15 protein-coding genes are annotated in these 23571 nt (G+C 39.4%); 5 read left to right on the top strand and 10 right to left on the bottom strand.

Annotated features, from left to right (window positions below; all coding sequences use genetic code 11):
* Positions 1–3: 3 nt before the first annotated feature.
* The 5 genes from ACYPZI_RS06500 to ACYPZI_RS06480 all read right to left on the bottom strand — a co-directional run bounded on the left by ACYPZI_RS06500 (position 4) and on the right by ACYPZI_RS06480 (position 8475).
* The gene (locus ACYPZI_RS06500) at positions 4–1230 is read right to left on the bottom strand and encodes a glycoside hydrolase family 76 protein (RefSeq protein ID WP_459599805.1); all 1227 of its coding nucleotides are present in this window, start codon (positions 1228–1230) and stop codon (positions 4–6) included.
* 11 nt (positions 1231–1241) lie between these two features.
* Positions 1242–2462, bottom strand: coding sequence for a glycoside hydrolase family 76 protein (locus ACYPZI_RS06495; protein WP_459599803.1), 1221 nt, complete (start codon positions 2460–2462; stop codon positions 1242–1244).
* Positions 2463–2537: 75 nt separating this feature from the next.
* Positions 2538–3677 carry a SusE domain-containing protein gene (locus ACYPZI_RS06490; RefSeq protein WP_459599801.1) on the bottom strand — a complete coding sequence of 380 codons (1140 nt, stop codon included), beginning with the start codon at positions 3675–3677 and terminating at the stop codon, positions 2538–2540.
* A 22-nt stretch (positions 3678–3699) separates the two neighbouring features.
* Positions 3700–5286 carry a RagB/SusD family nutrient uptake outer membrane protein gene (locus tag ACYPZI_RS06485; protein ID WP_459599799.1) on the bottom strand — a complete coding sequence of 529 codons (1587 nt, stop codon included), beginning with the start codon at positions 5284–5286 and terminating at the stop codon, positions 3700–3702.
* Between the two features lie 108 nt (positions 5287–5394).
* The gene (locus ACYPZI_RS06480) at positions 5395–8475 is read right to left on the bottom strand and encodes a SusC/RagA family TonB-linked outer membrane protein (RefSeq protein ID WP_459599797.1); all 3081 of its coding nucleotides are present in this window, start codon (positions 8473–8475) and stop codon (positions 5395–5397) included.
* A 521-nt stretch (positions 8476–8996) separates the two neighbouring features.
* Here ACYPZI_RS06480 and ACYPZI_RS06475 point away from each other — a divergent pair.
* Positions 8997–12617, top strand: a complete 3621-nt coding sequence (locus ACYPZI_RS06475; protein ID WP_459599795.1) for a glycosyl hydrolase — start codon at positions 8997–8999, stop codon at positions 12615–12617.
* A gap of 127 nt (positions 12618–12744) precedes the next feature.
* Here the strand turns inward: ACYPZI_RS06475 and ACYPZI_RS06470 are convergent, their stop codons facing one another.
* Genes ACYPZI_RS06470 through ACYPZI_RS06460 form a run of 3 tightly spaced genes read right to left on the bottom strand, consistent with a single transcriptional unit; the run spans position 12745 to position 16740 of the window.
* A complete protein-coding gene (locus ACYPZI_RS06470) occupies positions 12745–13845 on the bottom strand; it encodes an ROK family protein (RefSeq protein ID WP_459599793.1) in 1101 nt (366 codons plus the stop codon).
* Positions 13846–13848: 3 nt separating this feature from the next.
* Positions 13849–15006 carry an MFS transporter gene (locus tag ACYPZI_RS06465; RefSeq protein ID WP_459599791.1) on the bottom strand — a complete coding sequence of 386 codons (1158 nt, stop codon included), beginning with the start codon at positions 15004–15006 and terminating at the stop codon, positions 13849–13851.
* Between the two features lie 12 nt (positions 15007–15018).
* Entirely contained in the window at positions 15019–16740 is a 1722-nt protein-coding gene (locus ACYPZI_RS06460; protein ID WP_459599789.1) for a class I mannose-6-phosphate isomerase, read from the bottom strand.
* A gap of 177 nt (positions 16741–16917) precedes the next feature.
* Between ACYPZI_RS06460 and ACYPZI_RS06455 the strand changes: the two genes are divergently transcribed.
* Complete coding sequence (locus ACYPZI_RS06455; protein WP_459599787.1) at positions 16918–17652, top strand: GntR family transcriptional regulator; 735 nt, start codon at positions 16918–16920, stop codon at positions 17650–17652.
* 129 nt (positions 17653–17781) lie between these two features.
* Here the strand turns inward: ACYPZI_RS06455 and ACYPZI_RS06450 are convergent, their stop codons facing one another.
* Both ACYPZI_RS06450 and ACYPZI_RS06445 read right to left on the bottom strand, forming a co-directional pair.
* A complete protein-coding gene (locus ACYPZI_RS06450; protein ID WP_459599785.1) occupies positions 17782–20175 on the bottom strand; it encodes a family 16 glycoside hydrolase in 2394 nt (797 codons plus the stop codon).
* Positions 20176–21026: 851 nt separating this feature from the next.
* Entirely contained in the window at positions 21027–21191 is a 165-nt protein-coding gene (locus ACYPZI_RS06445) for a hypothetical protein (protein WP_459599783.1), read from the bottom strand.
* Between ACYPZI_RS06445 and ACYPZI_RS06440 the strand changes: the two genes are divergently transcribed.
* The 3 genes from ACYPZI_RS06440 (at position 21184) to ACYPZI_RS06430 (ending at position 23256) form a co-directional block, all read left to right on the top strand.
* A complete protein-coding gene (locus tag ACYPZI_RS06440; protein WP_459599781.1) occupies positions 21184–21381 on the top strand; it encodes a tetratricopeptide repeat protein in 198 nt (65 codons plus the stop codon). The genes ACYPZI_RS06445 and ACYPZI_RS06440 overlap by 8 nt on opposite strands.
* A 223-nt stretch (positions 21382–21604) precedes the next feature.
* Positions 21605–22180 (top strand): RNA polymerase sigma-70 factor, encoded by a 576-nt coding sequence (locus ACYPZI_RS06435; protein ID WP_459599779.1) that lies wholly within the window; start codon positions 21605–21607, stop codon positions 22178–22180.
* A 59-nt stretch (positions 22181–22239) separates the two neighbouring features.
* Positions 22240–23256 carry a FecR family protein gene (locus ACYPZI_RS06430; RefSeq protein ID WP_459599777.1) on the top strand — a complete coding sequence of 339 codons (1017 nt, stop codon included), beginning with the start codon at positions 22240–22242 and terminating at the stop codon, positions 23254–23256.
* Positions 23257–23571: the final 315 nt, after the last annotated feature.

Here is a 23571-nt window from a genome sequence, read left to right as displayed (position 1 = left end):
AATTTAAAGTTTCCCTTCTTTATATAGCGCTATCGCGGCATAAGATTCGAGTGCGGCATCCTGAGTAAGAAGCATATATGATCTGCCTTCAGCATTTCCGGTAAAGTCTTCCCAGAAAAACCCATCGGCATTACGAGCATTTTTATAAGCATAATCCATATATTTGATATATGTGTCGATATATTTTGTAGCCCCTGGATAATAGGGTTTTAAATCCAGGTAAGCGCGAAATAATTTTGCGCTTGACCATGGCTCATTATTTGGAAATAGCATTTCTCCATCCTTTCCACGAACTTTTACAAAATAATCATATGAAGCATCCGCCCATCTCATAGCATCTGCCAAATACTTCTGTTCTTTCGTAATGTCATAGAAGAAAACTGCATTTTCAATCATAACACCAATTACACCAGGATCTTTCCCATATTCTATTGTACCTGTTGCCTGAATTCCAGTGAAAAATAAATTATCCCCACCTTGGAGCGTTTCACATTCCCACTTATAGATATCCTTTGCAAAAGCAAGTACTGCTGCCTTTTCTGCGGAAGGGCATACTTTATAGTACTTTAGCAAGAAAAAATTGCCGTACACGTTAGCGCAGGATGGTTTTAAATCATCGCGTAATGTTGATTCAGGGTTTCGGTTAGGTTCTCTCCACCACATTCCTCCCCCTAGATGGTTATCCCAGGCAGTCCGGATAAATGCGACTATTTGACGAGCCCGATCAAGATATCGTTGCTCTCCGGTTATTATATATGCATCGACCAGATTGACTCCGGTGATTGAATTATCATCGTAATAACGATCTCCATTACCGCTATTCTCTGTCCCTGCTGTCCCTGGCCCATAACCGCCGACTGTAGGCTGAACGGCGCTTCCGTTCATATAATACTTCTGATACCTGTCTACAACATCGTTGTATCCTACGTTATAACCAAGCTTATGCATCAGGGTTATACCAGAAACACACCAGTCCCAGGACCAGAGGAAACAACATTGGGGATCACCTGTTTGCCGAGGTACGCTTTCGTAAAACATACCTGCAAAAGTTCCGGAATTTATCCGGTACCGAGACATTGTCCTGTCGTATATTTCTTTCGCGCGTAATTTATAATCGACTGTTTCTTTGTCGGTATCTCCTCCACCTCCGGGTTGCTTTGGTATTTCCTCTTCATTGCCGCAAGATAGGAGAAATGCGAATAATATACATAAAATACTTTTCTTTTTCATATCAATATTTCTTATTCTTTGTCTTTATTGTATAAAGCAAGCGTGGCATATGATTCAACAGTTGCGGCTTGTATCAGCAACCATGAACTTCTTCCGGGGCTACTGTTTGTCCACCCTTCATAAAAGAACCCACTGTTGTTTCTCGATTTTTCGTAAGCATAATTGATGCATTTTTCATATTCGCTTACCCAGCCTTTTGCATTTGCATAATGTTCGGCAAGCTCGACATAAGCAATAAAAAGTTTGGTATTAAACCACTGGTCGTTATCGGGCATTGCCGGCAACCCGTTACGCGTCTTTACAAAATAGTCGTGCGAACCAACTCCTGTTGCAATTGCATGGTTGAGATATTTCTGCTCCCCGGTAATCTTGTAAAGCCGTAATGCATTCTGGATCATGACCCCCGAATTGTAAGTCCATTTCATCGTTTGCACTCCTCCCAGAGCCTGCTTGGCATTGTAGTAGGTATTGTCGTTCGGATCGCGAAGGTTGTCATATAACCACTGATAGAGTTCTTTTGCAAAAGAGAGAACCGCAGCTTTTTCTCCCTGTGGACAGATACCATAGTAGTCGAGAAGAAAACATGTACCGTATCCGTTTGCACAGGTTGGTTTATTCGAATTCTCATCGGTTGCATTCGGATTTTTGGAATTTTCGCGCCACCACATGGCTCCACCAAGATGGCTATCCTTCCCGCTTTGCAGAAAAGCTACGATATCTTTGGCATAATTTAAATACTTCGCTTCGTTAGTAAGTTTATAAGCATCTACCAAATTGATTCCTACAATTGAGTTGTCATCGTAATAGCGATCGCCATTGCCTCCATGATATGCGCCGTTAGTCCCTGGTCCAAAACCGGGTATTATTGGATTAATCGAACTTCCGGCCGTGTAATAGCGTTCAAAATTATCCACTGTTTTTATATAATCAACATCGTATCCGAGTTGCTTTAATAGTGTGACACCCGAAACCCAACCATCATAAGACCACAAGAAAGAACAAGCTGGATCACCGGATTGCACCGGTATGTTTTCTTTCAGTAATCCACTGTAACTTCCGGCTGTAATGGCGTACGATCCTAATATCCGGTCCCGAATTTCTTTGGCTCTTGCCGCGTAGTCGATAGTTTCAACCGGAGGATCGGGCTTATCAGGCTTATCAGGAATCGGTTCTTCGTTGTTACAACCACTAAAAACGATAATAGCGGATAATATCAATAAATATTTTTTCATGTTTTCTTATGTTTGAGGGCCTGTCATGTGAAAACGATGGCAGACCCTTAAATTACATATTATTTCAATTCAATGTTATAAAACAACAACAGAGTGATACATTATTCCGTCTTTATTGGTATGGATAACTATATCGCATCTTCTGTCGAAGACGAATGACCCGAATTTCCATGCACCTGTCCATTGCTCGCTATTCCAAACAGCATTATCTTCGATTTGGAAGAAAGCTGGAGCTTCGTCCGGGCTTGGGTTTCCATCATTCAATCCTTTCCTTCTCCAATGATACCAGGTACCTCCTACATAAGTTTGGAAATAATAACGCTCATCGGTAGACCATTGGGCTCCCCAAGCAGGATGCTGATGCCGTATAGTCAGGAGTTGGTCCGCAAGGCGGAATTCCCCGTTGCCATCGTAAATGAAACCGGTGTGATCAGGGTCGATATCTAACCAAGTGTCTGCCCAAATTATTTTGATTAGTTCTACTGCATTTTGACTCATCGTAAGCGTATTGAAATCAATAACGATTCTCACTGGATTGGCAGTACTTGTTACATTCGTCTCACCTTCAGCTTCTTTGAGCTTTGAGTCATTCGCATCGATATAGTAATTTGTAGCTTCTAATCCTGTACCATCCCTGAAATAGATCACGCCATTTTGCTCCAGTTTGGTATAAATCACAAATACTCCCTGTGATTCCTGGCGAAACTCCTGGCCGCCGGCACCACTATTTTCTGTTGCCGATCCATAGAGATACAATTGGTTAGGTATAACAGATATTCCAGCACCCCGTGTCAGTCGGATTGTTTTAGCTGGATTAACTAATTTGATATCTCCACCTTTCGAAGCCTTTACTGTCCATTTAAGCGTTCCTGTTTCTTCTGGTTTGATACCTCCATTACGAGCAATCACATTCAATTGGGTATGAGTCAGTGTTAGTTTCGAGACACTACCCAGATCGGCTGCAACGGTATAGAATGGATCGGAAAAATCTCCGTTTGCCTGATCAAAGAGCACTTCATACAATACATACGTCCCGTCTACAGCTCCGCCACCACTCCAGGAAAGAATAATCTTGTCCGTTGAAGTGAGATCAAGATCTACCGCTTCAATACCGTTAAGAGTTGTCGGTGCGGTGAAATCAACATTTAAATCATATTCTTTCGTGCATGACACCATCGCCGCGAGGAGCAATACACCTGATATTATTTTTTTCATCTGAATTCTCATGTTTTATAATTTACCAATTTGGGTTTTGTCCAAGATTATTGTTTAAGAAGCGTTCATTCTCGGGAATAGGCCATAGATATTGCTTTGTTTTGTCAAACTTACGTTTTTCCACAATACGGTATCCATTCTCCACAATAGTACCCGATTCTCCAGTATAAGCCCCCAGAGCATTGCCATTAAGAACAGTTTCGGCAATCTTCCAGCGAATGATGTCTGTATAACGTAGCCCTTCCAAGGCAAGTTCTGAGCGTCTTTCTCTGCGTACTATATTTAACAAGTCGTTGCCTCCAGGGAAATTCAGCGCCGAATTTTCACGGAATCCCGCCCTGTATCGCAAAGCGCGTATAGTTTTGTTCCATTCCGATTCATTCAATTTGTTTTGTGCAGCCAAAGCTTCTGCATGCATCAGCAGAATATCTCCATAACGCAGATAGATGATGTTTAAGCCTGATGCTGTCGAGCCGGGTATCGCATATTTATCATAGTACTTACGTTGATAATAACCGGTTGGGGTTGTGCCATCGGGTCCAAATGCCTGATCTACGCCACTTGTTGTATTGACAGCGGCTTTACCGGGGTAACTATTGCCATTGTAAATGATTGTTGCGGCAAGGCGCGGGTCTCTATTTTTGAATTGATCAGCCAAAGTCCATCCTGAACCGGCCTCTTTGATCCCTTTTCCATTTAGCATAATATAGTCGTCAACAAGCGATTGAAGTGGTGCAAGTTGGCAATAAGAATTCATGGAAGGAGGAAGAAACTGGAATCCGACATCGTAATCACGGATTTTGGGAGCGTATTGCACATCAATCATTACCTCATTATTGTTTTCGTTATCCGGATCGAATAATCCTTCATAAGAAGGAAACAACTCAAGGCCGCTTTCCGTTATAATTTTTGAAGTTACAGATTCTAGTTCTGCCCATTTGTTTTGACTTAGATAAATCCGGGCTTTCAAACCCATAGCGCCCCACTTGGTAATCCGTCCAATATCCGTCTTTGCCGTATAAGTGGCTGGAAGCAAATCGTTAATGATAACTTCATCGATTTCAGCTATAATTTTATTAAGAACCTCCTCAGTAGATGTACGATGGATTTTATTCGACTCCTCGATTGAGATCGCATCTGTAAAATAAGGAATATCCCCGAAACGGATAAGTAATTCATAATAATTCAATGCCCTAAGCACCTTCGCTTCTCCGATATATTGATTCCGCTGTTGATCGCTAAGCTCTGGTACTTTCGATATATTGGCGAGCAATTTATTACAAAGTCTAATTCCGCCATACCGTCCACTCCATAATTCCTGAACGTAGATATCAGTAGTTGTATATGAACCGTTGCCTATACTTTGAGGCAATCCAGAACCGTGTTTAGATGTATATGCATTATCGCTCATCGCATCATTATAAAACGTTTCACGGGAATTTGACATGTAAACATAGCATGAGTTTAAAGCTTCCACTGCCGAATTTGGTTTATTCCAGTATGTCAGGTCGGTTTGGCCTTTATATGGCGGCGTGTCCAAATCTACGCAGGAACAGAGGCACAGCGCTATTGATATGAATAAATTACTATGTATTATATATTTTTTCATTTTTCTGATTTTTAAGCTCGTAGAGCTAATTATTATTCGAGTGTCTATAGCAACAATATTTTGTTGTGATTTTAAAAATGACATTAAATAACTTGCATTACTTATATATTAGAACTTAATATCTAATCCCATAGAATAAACCTGCGATACAGGGAAAATTCGTCCGGTTCCTTCAGTATATTCAGGATCCCAACCGGTTCCTTTCATTTTGGAAAAAGTTAGAACATTCTGCACACTGGTATAAATTCGTAGATTTTTAACAAAGAACTTGCGCGTCAGATTCGAAGGCAATGTATAGCCCAATTGTACATTTTTAAGGCGAAGGTATGCTGCATTCCAGATCCAAAAATCAGAAGGAAGGGCATTATTGGCTGATTCGCTTCCTACGGTAAGTCTCGGATAAGTTGCATTTGGATTTTCCGGAGTCCAACGATCCTTATGAAATTCGAATACCGGTCCGGTATTACCATTATGAAATGCCTCTACCGCCTCGCCTCTCATCCATGCATTACGCTTACCAACTCCTTGCCAGAACATAGACACATCCAAACCTTTCCAGTTAAGGCCGTATGAGAACCCAAATGTATATCTCGGATCGCGAGTACCCAGAATGAAATTGTCTTTATCGGGTGATATTCTATCATCTCCGTCTTTATCGATATAACGGATATCACCAGGTTTGCTTCCTTGCGAAGTATGTGGCCCGTTATTGACTTCATCCTGATTTTGGAAAAAACCATTTGAACGATAAGCGTAGTATGCCCAGATCGGGTAACCTTCTCTTAGAATATATTGAGGGTCGTTTCCGGATATACTCTCGGTTCCTTTTAAGCTTATAATTTTATTCCAGCTATCTGAAATATTGCCATGTATATAATGACTTACTGGCCCTGTTTCGAAATTGTACGACAAATTGAATTCCCAACCTTGAGTTTTTACCTTACCTGCATTTTGGATCGGAGCTCCGCCGCCATATGTCCCGGGTACGGGTAAATTCATCAAAATGTCGTAAGTCATATTGTTGAAATAATCAAACGAAACATTCAATTTGTTATTTAATAAACCGGCATCCAAGCCAAAATTTAACATGCGGGTGGTCTCCCAACCAATATTTTCATTAGCTGCCGAATACCAGGCTGTACTTGCAGGAAGCCCACCGAATGTATAACCTTGATTTACTGTAATCATTGAGAGATATTGGTCATTGGCAATACGGTTATTCCCGAGAAGGCCCCATGAAGAACGAAGCTTCAATGACGGTACATATTTGGCAAGTGATCCGTAAAAGTCCTCTTGTGAAACTCTCCATGCAGCTAACAATGAAGGAAATATTCCAGATCTTTTTCCTTTTGCAAACTTTGAAGAAATATCGTCGCGAATATTGAAATCAAGTAAATATTTATCACCGAAATTATAGGAAATACGTCCAATGATCGAATAGAGCGCCCAGTTACTAGCATCACCAGAGTTTGGAATCCTGAAAATAGCATCGCCAAGAACAGCATCGCCAAGAATATCGTCGCCATTGTAGGGTACATCCTTTTCTGGAGCGGAACGATCTGTATAAAAACTATTATAAGAGTTTCCTTCGTATGCATAACCGCCAAATGCTGTGATACTATGCTTACCAAAAGTTTTTTCATAATTCAGAAGTGCATTGACTGTAATGTCATTTACCCTTCCAGAAGATTCGGACATGAAGTTGCCGAGGTCATTAGACGTTTTTTCAGCTATGGCAATCCTATTCACATGAGTACGGTTTTCTGTGATCCGCGCTCCCGCCATGCCAATCAATGTCAATCCATTGATTATTTTAAACTCTCCTCGCAAAGTTCCATTTATATCGTCCTGAGCGGAAAGGCTATAACCACCTTTTTCAAGCCTGGCAAGTGGATTAGCGCTGGTTCCGGCAGGGTACATATATTCATTCCCTTCCTTTAAGTTATAAATAGATGGGGTACGCGTAGCTTGTTCGATAATCCAATCTTCCCAGTAAGAGGTATTACGGTTTTCGTTACGGGTAAAATAGGTAGTAGCGCTAAATTTGAACCGTTCCGAAAGTTGGTGAGCTACGTTCAATCGGAAATTATATCTTTTTAATCCAAAATTGTCTCCCCTGAAAAGACTCTTTTGATCCAGATAACCTACCGAAAGAAGATATGTTGTAGCACTATTCCCGCCATTCATAGATACACTGTGGCTTTGCATAGGCGCGCTCGGTTTGTAAATGGCTTTTATCCATTTCGTGTTGGTGCCGCCGCCATAACGATAATTTGCAATCTGATCAGCTGTAAATTCTGGAGCCCTGCCCGAATTAATCAAAGCTTCATTCCGCAATTCCGCGTATTCCCATGAATCGACAATTGCAGGTAATTCAGTAGCCTTTTGCCAGCCGAATTGAGCTTCATAACGGACTTCGTTTTTTTGAGATGAACCCTGTTTGGTTGTAATAAGAATAACCCCGTTAGAAGCTCTGGATCCGTAGATTGCAGCCGATGCATCTTTCAGCACGGATATTTGTTCGATATCGGATTGGTTGACATTTTGTATATCTCCCTGAATACCATCAATAATAACCAGAGGGTTATTATCATTTAAAGTGTTCAATCCCCGAATATTCAACCCCGGACGATTGCCGGGCTTTGAACTGGATTGTGTGATAATCAGGCCTGGAATAGTTCCCTGAAGCGATTCAACAACGTTAACTGTTGGTTTTCCCTCTATATCCCGAAGGTTAACTGTGCCGACTGCACCAGTCAGGTTGACCTTTTTCTGAGACCCATACCCTACAACTACAATTTCGTCTAAGGCTGTCAACGTTTCTTTCAATCTTACGATGATGTTGTTTTTTGTACCCACAGATATTTCTTGGCTAGAATAACCAATTAGCTTAATCTGTAATACATCATTCGGTTTAGCTTCTACAGAATAATAACCTTTGATATCAGTAGTTACACCTGTTGTTGTACCCTTGACTGCGATTACTGCTCCAGCTATTGGCTCTCCGGTAAGATCATCAATAACATTTCCGGTAATTGTACTTGTCTGTGCTTTTGTCTGTGCATTTACATTACTAATCGTTAGCAAACAAAAACTGAAGCAAAGGGCTGCGAGCGATAATTTTCTTGCAACTCTAAGGATACAAGGCTCCACCTTATACATTCGTTCTTTTAATGTTTTTTTCATCATAAATAAACTTTGAGGTTAAGTTGATTCTTTTTAGTATTTTACATGGTTAGATTATAATTTATGAGAAACTAGTCTTGATATTTGCACAATAAATTATATGTATGAACATGTTGTGCAAATATAATAGTTTTTTTTAAATCAAACAGTTTATGAAAAAAAAATCTAAAAAAAAAGCTTAATAATATCGAATTAGGATGAGAAAAGGCATGAAATATTGCGATGTAAGCATAGATATGCCGGTTTTGTTAAATGTTGATATAGAAACTTATAATGGAATTTAGGCTTGGGGGACAGAGGAAGGCAGTTCTGGCGTTTCCATGAAAAAAGTAAAATCTGACCACATCTATCAATAGATTAGAATCTAACTAATCTAGCGGTATTTGAAATCTAAACGCAATCTTGTTAGATTTATATTTTGAATTTGAATTGGTAATTAAGATAATGTATTACATTTGTATGAACATTTTAGCATATTAGTCTGTTTGCTTCATACTTTATGGAATTATTAAATTTAGTTATATATGAAAAACCGATTCTCTCTCTTTTTTTTAAGCACATTATTATTAACCTTATTATTTCCTTCTGTATATGCTCAGAAGAAGTCGCTTAAAGTTGGAATTCCAACTTTGGAGTCAGCCGAAAATGCGAAATCATTGTTTGCGTCTCCACTCAAAGGCTATGGCGAGGTGTCGTTCTTTTGGTGGATGGGCGACACATTAACACGCGAACATCTCAGTTGGGAGTTAGATATGCTATCCAAAATGAAAATCAGCGGACTTCAGGTTAATTACGCTCATGATGACAAAGGAGGGCAAACTTATGGTTTGACTCTACCATCGAAACCAAAACTTTTTAGTGACGAGTGGTGGAATTTATTCCGCTGGTTCGAAGGAGAGGCTGACAAGCGGGGAATGTTTGTTAGCTTGAGTGATTATACTCTTGGAGTTGCAGGCCAGGGATCTTATATCGATTCGGCATTGATCGACAATCCGAAATTGAGTGGCGGAGAACTGAGATTTGAAAGCATTATTGCTACAGGAAAAGTAAATAAGGAGATGAAGTATCCGGTTCTTTGCGCGATAGCCTATCAAGGTAATAAAAGTATTGATGTGACCGGATCTATAACTGACAATCGCCTCGAATGGGAGTGCCCAAACGGGGAGTGGACTATTGGTGTCGTTTACCGTTTCGATAAAAAGGTATCCTACGATCCAATGAATCCGGAGTCAGGGAAATATTATTTGAAGCACTTCTTCCAAAAATTCGAAGACAAATTTCCGCCGGAAGACAAAGGCGGATTGAATTTTTTCTTTTCAGACGAATTGCAGTTTAACCTGACCGGCTACTTGTGGAATGATGTTTTTCAACAGGAATTCATAAAACGTAAAGGTTATGATATAGTCCCTTTGCTACCCGGGCTCTTTATGAACATTGGAGACATTTCGGCTAAAGTTCGTTTGGATTTCAATGATATAATGGTTTCGTTGAGCGAAGAAAACTATTTTAAACCTATATATGACTGGCACAACAGCAGAGGCTTGGTATATGGTTGCGACCATGGCGGACGAGGGCGCGATGTTGTTGAATTTGGCGATTATTATCGCACCCAACGCTGGAATATTGCCCCCGGTTGCGACCAACCCTATCTGCAAAAGGACATAATCAAAAATAAAGTAGCTTCCTCCATTGCGCATATGTATGAACGCCCCCGCGTTTGGTTGGAGGGTTTTCACAGCAGTGGCTGGGGTACAAATACCGAACAAATAATGGATGCAATTTACGCCAACTTTGCCATGGGCCACAACTTATTGAGCCTTCATGGATTGTATTACAGCACGCCGGGAGGATGGTGGGAATGGGCGCCTCCGTGCAACCATTTCCGCATGCCATACTGGGAACAAATGGGTTCAATGCTGGAATGTACCGAACGGATGAGTTTTCTTTTCAGCCAAGGTAAACATTGTGCAGATGTAGCCATACTCTATCCTGTCGAACCGGTCATTGCCGGTTACGGGCTCGATGCGGTGAATTGTGCTTTTAATGTAGGAGAAACGCTCTACAAACAATCGATAGATTTCGATTTCATGGATTATGAATCATTGACGCGAGCTGAGATTAAAAACAGCGAACTGAAAGTTGCCGGAGAATCGTTCAAAGTATTAATCGTTCCATCGATGAGAGCCATAAAACAGGCCTCGCTGGAAAAAATTTTAGCCTTCAAGCGAAGTGGAGGCATTGTGTTAATGATGGGCAACCTACCCGAAGCAACTGAAAAAGCAGGGGCGGGACAGAAAGAAACAAAGGATTTGGTAGCGCAAATTGTCAGCTCGAATTCAAAATCGAAAGTATTTCAACTGGAGACAGCCAAACAGGCTGTTGAGATTATCGATAAATTGTTGGTTCGCGATTTCCGTGTAGTATCAACCATTGAACCGGACGATCAACCCTATATCCTTCACCGTACGCTGGACAACAAACAAATGTATGCCGTATATGGTGTTCCGGCAGGCAGCGAATGCTTTTTTCGAACCAAAGGCGCCGTTGAATTATGGGATCCGTGGACAGGTAAAACCAAACTCCTTGAAGTGGAAAAAATTACGGAACAAGGAACTTTTTTACATATGCCATTAGAAAAAACAGAGATTCAGATATTGATGTTCAATCCTAAAGAAAAGGCTGTATTAGCAAATGGTTATACTGAAAAGAAACAAGATGTTGTCCAGATTTTGGATGATGAATGGGAATTTGAAGTTCGTCCCGTGCTGGATAATCGTTATGGCGATTTCCGCTGGCCTGCCACTAAAGAGTTAATAGGGGCTTATGTCTACTGGGCGCGTTATTCGCAAGGTACAACAAGCGATGAGCAATGGAAAAACCCATCTTTTGACGACAAATTGTGGAAAATGCAGAATTTTTCGTATGGCTCTAAATTTTTGATTCTAAATGCAGTTCCCGAACTAACGGACGAGCAGTTAATGAATAACCTGCCTGCAGAACCGGCCGGATACCAATCAAGTAGTTTTGATATAAACGGATTCAGGTATAACTGGTCTCCTTACGAATATTCGTGGCGGTGGGGCGTAAAAGACGATCCGGGACGTCAGGGATGGCATGGGCTCAAAGCAAAGGTTCACGACGATTTCATCAAACTTGGTAATTTCCAATCCATCTGGAGTGGTTATTCCCGTAGCGCAGCTTCGAACGGATATAATGATTATTATCTATACACGCAGGTAAATGCAGAAACAGACGGAGAGTATGAGGCAAACATTGGGGACATGTTACCTAAATCAGTCTATATCAATGGCGCCAAACAAGACGGCTCCAAGAATATTCTTCATCTAAAAAGGGGCGCCAATACGTTGGTATTACATTATACATCCTATGGCGCAACTCACTATGTCCTTCGTAAACAAGGCGCTGTTCCGCAAATAACGTCCGAATCGCAGGCTGAACGCCCTTTAGCTATGTCGTTCAGGGGAGACCAATCCCTGTTGATGTATGATATAGGACAAAGCGTCGGGCAATCAAATCATTTTCGTTTTAAGTCGGCTCCCGGACTGGAACGGCTCATATTCCGCTCTTATGGCGAAGCTAGAGTATGGGTAAACGGTACTTCTTGCAAGATGGAATTGACTAAAAAAGGAACAGACGGGTTGATGTGGTATGAGGCAATAGTTACGCATCCTGATAAGCGTCCGGCAACAGTAGCCATCGAAATTGCACATACATGGGGTTACAGGGGTGGCTCATCAATAGACGACGGCGTTTTGCAACTGTGCGGGAAAGGGCTTTCCATGCTTGGAGACTGGTCTAAGGCAGATGGATTAGCCGCCTACTCAGGCAGCGCCATATATCGTAAGACAGTAAGCATTCCATCGCATTCGGGCGATAAATTAATACTTGACTTAGGCCGCGTAGTTTCCACGGCAGAATTGAACGTGAACGGGAAAAATGCGGGATTAAGAATGAGCCCTCCGTGGCAATTTGATATTACAGATTTGGTACATGATGGAGAGAATCAACTGGAAATACTTGTCCATAACACGGTGGCCAATCACTATCTTTCGATTCCAACCATATTCCGAGGCTCAGTGGAAGCTGGTATTACAGGGCCTGTTACAATTATTTCTGAAAAATAACAATACAACCAACTCCGTAACAGGATGTGAGCAGCAACACGCAAGAGGCCGGGAGAAATTCCGGCCTCTTGCTTTAGATGTTCCATAATAAAATAGGCCGCTCTGTATGTAAGGCAATACGAAGGCGTTATTGTTTATCCAATTGTTGCAATGCGAAAGCATATGCTCCCAAAGACACCGCTTTGTTTGTACCCAGGGTAGAAAGCAATATACCCGACTGCTTAATGTAATTATAGTCGACATATGTTTCTGTATCAGGAATCTTTACTTTTGCGGTTTTATTGGTCAGAAACTTAGTAAAATCATTCTCATCATTCAGGTTGTACACATCCATTTGTAAACGGGGAAATGACTGTCCGGCAAATGTCCCCAATTCAGATTTGAGTTCTCCCATCAATGATGGAAGGATGTATTTCGCGGCACCTGTTATTCCCCCGCCAATGACCACAATACCATCCGTAAATGTCAGTAAATGGGCAATAGCATCGCCCGCCACTTTACCTAATTCGGCAAAGCTTTTAATGGCTGCTTCATTGTTTCCCGATTTAGTTCCTTCTGCAATATCGAAGATATCTTTAGGCGTGATTGTCTTATCGTCTATGCTTGTAAGGGAATTGTATACGCGGATTACAGCTCGTATACTGACGCTTTCTTCAACGATCTTATCAGAATAAAATTTGTTACGGAACACCCAAACATCGCCTCCGCAACCATTATCTCCTGTCAAAAGTTCATTATCGATAACAACGCCTGCACCAAATCCCGTACCTAAAGTGACACCAACTAGATTTTTATATCTCTTCGGGGACCCTGCGGCCGCTAATTTTGCATTTAATTGTGGCAATGCGCCAGCCAATGCTTCACCATAGGCAAACAGATTTCCATCGTTATTAATAAATACAGGTATTCCGAATTTTTCTTTCAGAAAAGGGCCTAAGGCTACTCCTCCGCGGAATGATGGAAAATTAGGCAAATCGCCTATTATACCATTTTTATAGTCGGCCGGACCAGGGAATGCAAAACTGATTGCTACTGGCTCGTCTTTCAATTCCTCTTTGATTTGGGTGAATCCTTTGACTAGTGTTTGCAAACATTCGTTCAGATTGTAGGGATTAGCCGATAAACAAATCGGAGTTACAATTTCTTCATTTCCTTGCATAGCCGAAAATACCAGATTCGTACCTCCCGCATCCAAAGTCATTACTATACGTTTGTCTTTATTATACATGGTTTATGATTGTTTAGAGAATTTTATCGATAGAGACAAAATATATACAGCACAGCATAACAACAACCCGAAACCTCCGCCCATACCCATCGTCTTCGATAACAGCCCGGTAATTGGTGTTACAATTGCACCACCAGCTACACCCATGATCATCAGCGATGAGACTTCGTTCGTTTGCTGAGGCTTATATTGTAGCGCCACAGTGAAAATAATCGAGAATACATTGGCGCAGGTGAAGCCTATCAAGGCGACCGCCCCAAGCAACGGCCATTGTTGCGAAGCGAACATCAAGATTGCAAAAGCACCTATGGCTACAATCATATTTATTCTTAAAAAGGATGCTGGTTTATATTTCATCAATATAAATGATCCGAGGAATGCTCCGATAGTTCTTGCTGCAAAGTAAAGGCTCGATCCAAGAGTTGCATCTTCGGTGGTAATACCTAAACGCTGGATCAAAAGCTGAGGCGTATTGGTATTCATGCAAACATCAATACCAACAATAAGAAGAATCCCTAAGAATAATTGAAAAATAAATACATCTTTCAGCAGCGACAATGTGGAACCGAATGTGGTTGCTTTTTTGTCTGTGTCCTCATCTGCTTTGATCGGTGTGAAATAAAGCCAAGCAAAACAAATGAGCGAAACAACAGCAAACACAACGAAAATCAATCGCCAGTCCCCGAACTGTTTAGCCGCCATACTTGCAATAATAGGCGCTACGAACGAACAAATTGCTTTTACAAATTGACCGAAAGTCAATGTACTGGCTAACTTATCTCCTCTAACAATACTTGCAACCAACGGATTGAGCGATACTTGCAGAATAGTGTTTCCTATTCCCAGCAAAGCAAAAGCAAAGATTACAACATAGAAATTGTAGAATAAATAGGGAATAATCAGTGACAGTATATTTACGAAAATTGCCAATAGAACAGTTTTTTTACGTCCTATCCGATTCATAAGCATGCCCGTTGGTATAGAAAATATGGCGAACCAAAGGAATACCATCATCGGGATAATGCTGGCGGTGAGGTCGTCAAGAGAGAAGTCTTTCCGCGCAAAATTGGCGCCGACACCTACTACATCAACTATTCCCATTACGAAGAAACTTAATATGACAGGGATAAATACTTTAAGGTTATTGGATTGTTGTTTCATGGCTATAGTTTATTATATTCTGACATAGGCTTTAATGGTCATACATTCCTTACCTTCTGATGCTCCGTAAGGACGTATTATATATTTTTGGATAGAAGCAGGAATGATAAATGTTTCGGCATAATGAACAATCAATGGTTCAAATTCGCCATTCAGGCTTTCCACTATCGCCTCTTCTCCATCTATCAGATTTAACACATTTACCGTGTCTCCTGTTACATGTGTAACTGCTTTTGTAAATGTGTGCCTGCGCGTTTCGATAAATTCATTTTTATGAAGTCCTGTTTTCTCTTCCACCCATCCGTCGCCTTTGGCTATAACTTCGAATTGATTAACCAGCAAAGCATTCGTGTAATCCGTATCACGGTTCCATTGTATGACATCTTTTCCCCGTTCCACATTTATTGGGCGAGGTTTTCCATCGAGGCCCAAACGTCCCCAATCCCAGAGCTTGAACGTGAACAGGTTGGGGGTTGAACTGATTTCCAGCACTACTGAATTTTGCCCCGAACAGTGCAACGTCCCTCCGGGAATAAGAAAGTGGTCGTGTTTTTTTGCCGGGATTTTATTGGAATATTTATCTGCGTCGAAAACAATTTCTCCTTTTCGCGCTTTTCTCAGGTCGTCAATCATTGCGTCTTTATCAACACCGTTTTTCAATCCAAGATATACATAAGCGTCCTCTTTGGCATCCACCAGATAATAGCTTTCATCCTGTGTATAATGGATTCCGAAATTATCGTGTACATATTGAGTTGTGGGGTGTACCTGCAAACTAAGATTGCCTCCTGCAACAGTATCCAAAAAGTCAAAACGAATAGGAAACTCCTTGCCAAACCTGGCTTCAACGGGCTCTCCTAACAGTTTTGTACTTTCGGTATATACCACATTGACAGATGGTATTTCTAAATCGATGCCATCAACATCCACAATTAAACTGTTCTCCTCCGGCACACAATCAAAGCACCAGCCATAATTGGGCTTTGATCGATCGAGGCCGCAAACCTCTTTCATCCATTGCCCGCCCCAAGGCGCAGGGTCAAATAATGGAAGTACGCGAAACGGATTTGTTGCAGCCTTTTTCATGGCTTTGGAGAATGTATCTTTGTCCATTAGCTTAGGTTTTTCACTTGTAGTGTCCAACCAATAGTCTATTTGTTCATATAATGTGCGTTTATGGTTGTCGCATACTTTCCAATCGTTAAAATAGCCTTTTTTGTGTTGTAACGACAATGGTTCTTCGCGATTGTCGAAGCCAAGTCCTTTGACTTCTTTCCTGCGCATCCGCAATTGTATCTCCCAGCGTGGCATATCAGCATAGACAGTTACATTTCCTTCTGCCACAATGCCGGCGCCATGACCAAAAATAATTGTAAGCCCGTTTGTATTACGAATCATTTGCCGGGCAGTTTCCAGTTTGGCGTTATCAAAATAATCGGACATGGCCAGATTGGTCATATAACCGAAAAGAACATCATCAGTCATAAACCGTTGGGTCATAGCCTTGATTTCCTGTTCCGATCGGAATAGCGATGCCGTGTCAATGAATAATGCATTTTCAATTTGAGAAAAACGATTCTTTAATTCGTCATAATGTATTCCAACATAGCAGTCTACAACTAAAACATTGGCTCTTTCACTTTTATGAGCTATTAAATTAATGATATTCTCCCAGTCTTTTATTGCAAAGCCTTTGACAGATACGGCAGGCCTTTTATTGTATTTGCTTCTCATAAGTTATTTATATTATTTGCAATGTATGTTCTTACATCTTATTGTTCGATCATATAGTATCATTGTATGTACATATGTAGGGCAAATGTATATTTATTTCTTTTATATTACAACTTTTCTTTGCAGATTTTATATTTTATCTTAAATTTGGCTAGAACGAATAGATTAATAAATTATATGCGACTAGAAATTGATCACAAAAGTAAAATACCTTTGCATGTGCAAGCTGAAGAACTATTGCGCGAGCTGATTCATCGTAAAGAGTATCAGGAAGGAAGGTATTTACCTAACGAAGTTGATTTATCCGAACAATTAAAGATTTCAAGAAATACTTTGCGACAAGCGATTAATAAACTTGTGTTTGAAGAATTGCTTGTTCGTAAAAAGGGCGTCGGTACTCGTGTTACCGGAAAGAAAGTGTTCAGTAGCGCAATTAATTGGATGAGCTTTTCGCAGGAAATGAAGATTCTCGGAATTTCGATTCATAACTTCGAATTACATGTCAGTTGGCAAATTCCATCACCCCATATTGCCTCCTTCTTTAATTCGTCGCCATCAGACCGTGTTTTAAATTTAGAGCGCCTTCGGGGAAAAGAGAATTTTCCATTTGTATATTTTGTATCGCAATTTAATCCTAAAATAGGATTAAACGGTTCGGAAAATTTCAATCGTCCATTGTATGAAATATTGGAACAAGATTATGGGATTATTGTTAAAACTTCGAAGGAGGAGGTGAATGCTGCTCCTGCTAATAATTTTATAGCCTCAAAATTAGGCCTTGAAGAGGGTGATCCTATTCTAATACGCAAGAGATATGTTTATGATATAAATAATGTGGAAGTTGAATATAATATCGGTTATTATCGCGCAGATTCATTTACCTATACCATTGAATGCTCAAGGAATACATAAGATTTTAATTACTAGTACAAAATTATTCAACCGACATACAGCACCTGATACATTTACCGGGTGCTGTTATAACAATTTGCGACAGTATGCTTATCTAAGTATAACTTTATATAGTTTTCCGAATCGCAATTATCGCCTTCGCTGGTAAACCAGAATTGTATATGAATTGCCTGGGAAATCTGGGTTCAGAGCATTTTTAATTGAAGTTGTACGGTCGACAGGGATATATTTTTCGGGTTCTTCCGGAGAATTTGCTTCCTTTAAAGGGCCTGATAATGTAATGGCCTTTTTAAGTATAGGATTGTTGTTATAATTTGAGAAATTAAGTGTTGCCAATATATTTTCACTACTTCTATTTATAATATGCAAAACTACTTCGTTTTTCTTTTCATCGGTTGTTGCCGTTACATTTAATAAGGCACTGGAAACGCTGTTGTACAAACGTAACGGCTTATGATGTAAAGAAGCCATTTGTTGTGCATAATAAGGAGGCATCCCCCACACTTGAGACGGAGTAAAAAATATCTGTCCCTGATCCCAACCATTATCATTTTGCATATATGGTTGCAATGCATTTGCAGGACAAGTAGCCAACACAAAATGGCCCATTCTACGTACAATATTTAACATGGTAGCATGTGCTAATGCTCTTTCTATATTGTGTGTAGTTCCATTCTCTTCAAAAACAGCACATTGCATAGTTGAGTTCGGATTCCATTCTTTGAATAATTTTTGCATTTCTTTTATTTCTTTTTCTGCATTGAGAGCCTGCTCATAAGTATCCATCCAAGGGTGATAATCCCAATAGGTAGCTTTGCCATCCAAAGCATGGAAAACCATTTTCATATTTTCACGCGCTTCAATTTCAGGACGCCACCAAGCCGAATTAATAAATTGAATAGTTGAATCTTTGGCTTTTATTGCATCATAAATCAAATTGAAGCGTTCGATGTAATGTTGATACCCCTCTTTGTTATTACCCCAGATAATAGCTTCATTTCCTATTTCAAGGTAAACAATATTGTAGGGGTTCGGATGTCCGTTTTCTGCCCGTTTCTTTCCCCATTCAGATGTCACCGGGCCATTTAAGTATTCGATCATATCGGCCATATCATTCGGATCTTCTTCAATATTTATGGCGAAAGAAGGAGTGAACCCAGCAACTTCACAAAACTGAAGAAATTCTTCTATGCCAAATCCATTTGTAGTATAGGGATACCAATAGCCTTTATAAATAGGGCGCTTATCTCGGTTTCCGATCATGTTTTTAAAGCGATATTCCGGAGATTCGATCATTCCCCCTCCATAACGCAAGAATGTGAGCCCTTGATCAACCATTGCTTGAGCAATGTCTTTTCGCAAAGGTAGTTTATTAAACTGATCTGCATCAGTACCCATTAAAACAACTTGGTCGATCCAAACTTTACCATTATCTTCCATATAAACAGTAAAGCGGGCTTTTGAGTCTTTTGCATTTGAAATGAGTTCAAATTCATATTTTTCCCAATTTGTAGTAATACTACCCAAATCTTTCATTGCATATTGTACTAATCCGTCTTCACTTTCCAATGCAATCTTCACATTTCCATTCCCTCTCAAATATAGGCGTCCGGCAAAAGCTTGATTTTGACCGAGTGCGATTCCCCATCTATTCAACCCCATATTTGAAACACCGACTATTCCCTTTCCTCCAGTCTTTTCAATCATTTGAGAATAGGCTGCGTTAAATGGATTATTGCTATCTCGTTTAAAATTTGCAATTGCATTTCCCGTTTGAATTAAGTCCCATTTATTGCTAACCCCTAAGGATCCTTTTCCCATAAGAGAGATAAATGAATCTATAGTTGCTGTTTTAATCGCCAGGTTTCGAAAATTTGCATCCGACCTCCATGTACGAAGAGCCACTTTCCCGGCAAGTAAAGCTTGGTCGTTATCTGTATAGCTACCAATTGATACTCCGTTTATATACACTTCTATTGTGTTTCCTTTGCTTCTAACGCCTAATCTAGTCCACGCAAAAGGATTTATGTTTGTTTTCAGATCTGTTAAATGTATCCAATTATGCATGTGCTTAGCAATTATCACCTTTTGTCCGTCTCGAGTGAGGCTAATTTCGTATCCGTTGAAGTTGTCCGCCCCTGTGCCTGGGTTTGTAACGTGAATCAAAATACCGGCATTTTCACCGTTAGTATCTTTAAAATTCAAGTCGACTTCAACGTATCCGTCCCCGATTTCAGCTAAATCATAAACAGCTTTCGATCCACCGCCTGCATTTATGGATGCATAATCGTCTTCTAATATCCAACTTCCTCCATAAGTGGAAAAATTGAGTAGCGCTTGAGATTCCTCAAAGCTTTCTCCAAAAATTCGTTGGTCGTACAATCCCCCATATATTTCATGATTGACATCTTCAATACATGATCCATATAGTAAAGGGGGGATTTTATTCTCCACTTTTCCGGCATCGACAGAAATAATAGTTTTTTTATTGTCTTGGGCAAATGAATATGATCCTGACAACATTAGACAAAAACACAATAATAGGATTTGATTTTTAAACTTAATTCGGTACATGATGATTTATTTGTTTGAACATATACGCAAATGTATATATTATTCAGATTAAACCAATATGAATAGGTATGAATTATTTCTATGTTATAAAACACAAATTAGATGTATCTAATACAATTGATATTTGCATCTTAAAATCATTTTACTCTGAAGAAAGGGCAACCGCATGAAATTATTAAATTGTTGGTGGTGGCTTGCCCGCCAGAGTTTGGATACTTCGTTCTTCAGGACGACAAAATACGACATCCATTTTTTAAGAAACTAAAAATACTTATAAAAAAGATATGCTATAAAATTTAAACGGTTTCTTAAAATTATCTTGTAGATTTTTTCTGAATCTTTAATCATAAAAGTTATCTATTATATGAGGCCTTTGAAAAGTTACGAGATACAAGATACGAGTTGTTGGCTGTTGGCTGTAAGAAGTGTTACTTTTGTAACCTTTTTGAGTTGAATGTTGACAATTAAAAATAAAAAACAGACTTTAAATATATTTTTATTCATGATTAGGGGGTAGAACAAAAAAGACAATTTAATAATGTTTGAAAATTAGCTTATCAGAGAAATGGCGACCGGAAGATTTGGCGGAGGATTTGTATTTAAGTCGTTTATATACATTATATACCGGATAATCGGCAGAGGATGCAGTCCTCCGGTGGAAAAATGTCCGGCAGGGAAAATGATAACAAAAAGTGCACTTATTAATGATAACGGGATGTTACCATCAATAGAGGCTTTTATAACAGTCTGTATAATTATTTGCGTGTCTTTTTTGTTTCTCCGTTTTTAAAGGTTGAATTTCATTTGCTGTATCTCCTTTTGAGTATCTCCCTTTGTATCAGCCTTTTCAACCTCCGCTTGTCCTTTACCATCCGTATCTTCCTGCCTTTGCTGTCCCCGCTTTGGATGGTATGGTAAACGGGCTCTGCTTCCAGAAACAGTTCGTTTTGCAGGGCCTTGTCCATTGCGGATTATAACAAAGCAATCGAAATTGACCCTGATGATAAAGACGCATATTATAATCTTGGGGATACTTATGTTTCTTTGAGTAATTACAACACAGATCACTGGAATTATACTGTTCAATGTATGACTATTGCCGCCCGTTTAGGGGCATCCGAAGCTCAAAAATGGCTCGATAGTAATTGCAGCTAAATTGTGGTTTGCATACTCTTTTTTTATCCTTTACCGGCTCGCGTTTGCGGGCTTACTGTATTTCAATGAACTAAGATACAAAATTTGAAAACTTGTCACAACTAAAAGGCTCCAAGTGCTATCCAAAGCATTTCGCTACACGAATCTACTGATATTATAGATTTTGAATTAAAAATTATATCGATAGAGTAGAAGTATTAAACATTTTGTATAATTTTGATATATGGGATTAGTAAGTTCGGATGCAATAGATAAATTATTTTGGAGAATAGCGCTTAAAGATGATGACGAGGCTTTTCGTACCTTGTTTTTTGAGTTTTTCTCCTCTTTATGCATTTTTTCTCATCGGTATATAGATGATTGGGCAACGTGTGAAGACATTGTACAGGATACATTTTTTAGAATATGGAAGAATAGAAAATCAATAGAAATAAATACTTCGAGCCGGAATTTTCTTCTTACCAGCGTAAGAAATTCGTGTATAGATTATCTGCGTAAACAAGACCTGGTACGTGTATGGCAAGAAAAAGAAGCACAGGAAAAATCAAAATATACATCCGATGATTTGTATTCACATATCGAATTAGAGCAGATGCTTTCAGAAGCATTGGCTAAACTACCGGAAAATGTAAGAAATGTATTTGAGTTGAATCGATTTGAAGGAAAGACATATAAAGAAATTGCTGAGCAGCAAGGTATTTCTTTAAAAACAGTTGAAGCACATATATCCAAAGCCCTTAAAATACTCAGAGTCGAATTAAAAGATTATTTGCCTCTCCTTATACTTTTTTTCTGGTAATTTTTTATATTTCATAGGGTATATTCTATCTTGTTCGTCTAGTATATAAAAAGAAATAAATGGCCATTGATACCCGACATATAATTGCTTTTTTGGAGAAGCAATTGCCTGAAAACGAACAACGTCTGTTTGAAGAACAAATAGATGCTTCTGTAGAATTGCAAAAAGAAGTGAATGATATCGCTTTCATTTGGAAAACTTCCTCAAATCTGAAGATGCATAATAATGTAGACACGGCTAAGAACTGGGATAGAATTTCGAAAAGAATACGTAAAGACAAGTATAGAAATAAGTTTTTATATTTTTCCCGTAATGCAGCTGCAATACTTTTACTACCAATATTATTATTTACAGGATTCTTATATTTTAATTCAGGTAAAAATTTATCGATACAGGAAATACAAATATCGTCTGCACGTGGAACAGTAACTAAAACGACACTGCCTGATGGTACAGAAGTATGGTTAAATTCCGGATCGAAGTTGACATATCCTCAGACATTTACAGGGAACAAGCGTACAGTGCATCTCACAGGTGAAGCTTACTTTAAAGTTAGGTCAGATAAGTCTAATCGTTTCGATGTTGTTACGGCAAACGAATTAGTAGTGAGTGCCTACGGTACGGAGTTTAATATAAGTGCCTACTACGAAGACAACAACATAGACGTAACCTTGGTAAGAGGGAATGTTGAGGTTAAGAATATTGATAATTCCATTAACAAAGATATTATTCCCGGACAGTATTTAGCATACAATAAAGGAGAAAAATCGATTGCGGTCGAAAATGCCCATCTAGCTGTAAAAACCGGATGGGTAGAAGGAAAAATGGTGTTCAGAAGAACTAGTATGGCCGAAATTGTCCAGCGTTTGGCGCGTCACTTTAATGTTGATATACATTTGGAAGGCAAAGACCTGTATGACTATGAATATTCGGCTACGTTTACAACCGAAACATTAAATGAAATACTCTGTTTGTTGGAGAAAACAGCTCCTATAAAATATAAGATAATAGCGCCTGAACAATCGGGAGATTATAGCTTCTCAAAAAAGATTGTTGTTATAAGTTTAAAGAAATAGTAGAGTAAAGTTTCACTATTAGAGTTTGTCGTACCTCGATCATCTCTTTATAAAGAATTATTATAAATCCATTTATTAACCAAAAAATTATAACCATGCAGAAAGACAATTAAAAAAAGGAAAAGTGCAATGAGCACTTCTCCTCCTACAAAGTTATCAAACCTTATTACCTTTCGAAAATCTCACCTGACGAAAATGGTAATAAACTAATTAAGTTCTAACCTAATTATTTGATGTAGTAAAAGTATGAAGAATTTACTAATCTTAAAAGGCTATAATCATTATTTTAGCCTTATGTCTAAAATTCCAATCTTT

This window comes from Dysgonomonas reticulitermitis, from assembly GCF_054601275.1.
Note: the sequence above shows the minus strand (reverse complement) of the source record. Positions and strands in the feature narration are given on the sequence as shown.

Bases quoted from the DNA above. Each gene is read 5' to 3' on its own strand.
- ACYPZI_RS06460 (WP_459599789.1), bottom strand. From the start codon at position 16,740: ATGAGAAGCAAATACAATAAAAGGCCTGCCGTATCTGTCAAAGGCTTT.
- ACYPZI_RS06475 (WP_459599795.1), top strand. From the start codon at position 8,997: ATGAAAAACCGATTCTCTCTCTTTTTTTTAAGCACATTATTATTAACC.
- ACYPZI_RS06470 (WP_459599793.1), bottom strand. From the start codon at position 13,845: ATGTATAATAAAGACAAACGTATAGTAATGACTTTGGATGCGGGAGGT.
- ACYPZI_RS06445 (WP_459599783.1), bottom strand. From the start codon at position 21,191: ATGGACAAGGCCCTGCAAAACGAACTGTTTCTGGAAGCAGAGCCCGTT.
- ACYPZI_RS06435 (WP_459599779.1), top strand. From the start codon at position 21,605: ATGGGATTAGTAAGTTCGGATGCAATAGATAAATTATTTTGGAGAATA.
- ACYPZI_RS06495 (WP_459599803.1), bottom strand. From the start codon at position 2,462: ATGAAAAAATATTTATTGATATTATCCGCTATTATCGTTTTTAGTGGT.
- ACYPZI_RS06485 (WP_459599799.1), bottom strand. From the start codon at position 5,286: ATGAAAAAATATATAATACATAGTAATTTATTCATATCAATAGCGCTG.
- ACYPZI_RS06430 (WP_459599777.1), top strand. From the start codon at position 22,240: ATGGCCATTGATACCCGACATATAATTGCTTTTTTGGAGAAGCAATTG.
- ACYPZI_RS06455 (WP_459599787.1), top strand. From the start codon at position 16,918: ATGCGACTAGAAATTGATCACAAAAGTAAAATACCTTTGCATGTGCAA.
- ACYPZI_RS06465 (WP_459599791.1), bottom strand. From the start codon at position 15,006: ATGAAACAACAATCCAATAACCTTAAAGTATTTATCCCTGTCATATTA.
- ACYPZI_RS06450 (WP_459599785.1), bottom strand. From the start codon at position 20,175: ATGTTGTCAGGATCATATTCATTTGCCCAAGACAATAAAAAAACTATT.
- ACYPZI_RS06500 (WP_459599805.1), bottom strand. From the start codon at position 1,230: ATGAAAAAGAAAAGTATTTTATGTATATTATTCGCATTTCTCCTATCT.
- ACYPZI_RS06480 (WP_459599797.1), bottom strand. From the start codon at position 8,475: ATGATGAAAAAAACATTAAAAGAACGAATGTATAAGGTGGAGCCTTGT.
- ACYPZI_RS06490 (WP_459599801.1), bottom strand. From the start codon at position 3,677: ATGAAAAAAATAATATCAGGTGTATTGCTCCTCGCGGCGATGGTGTCA.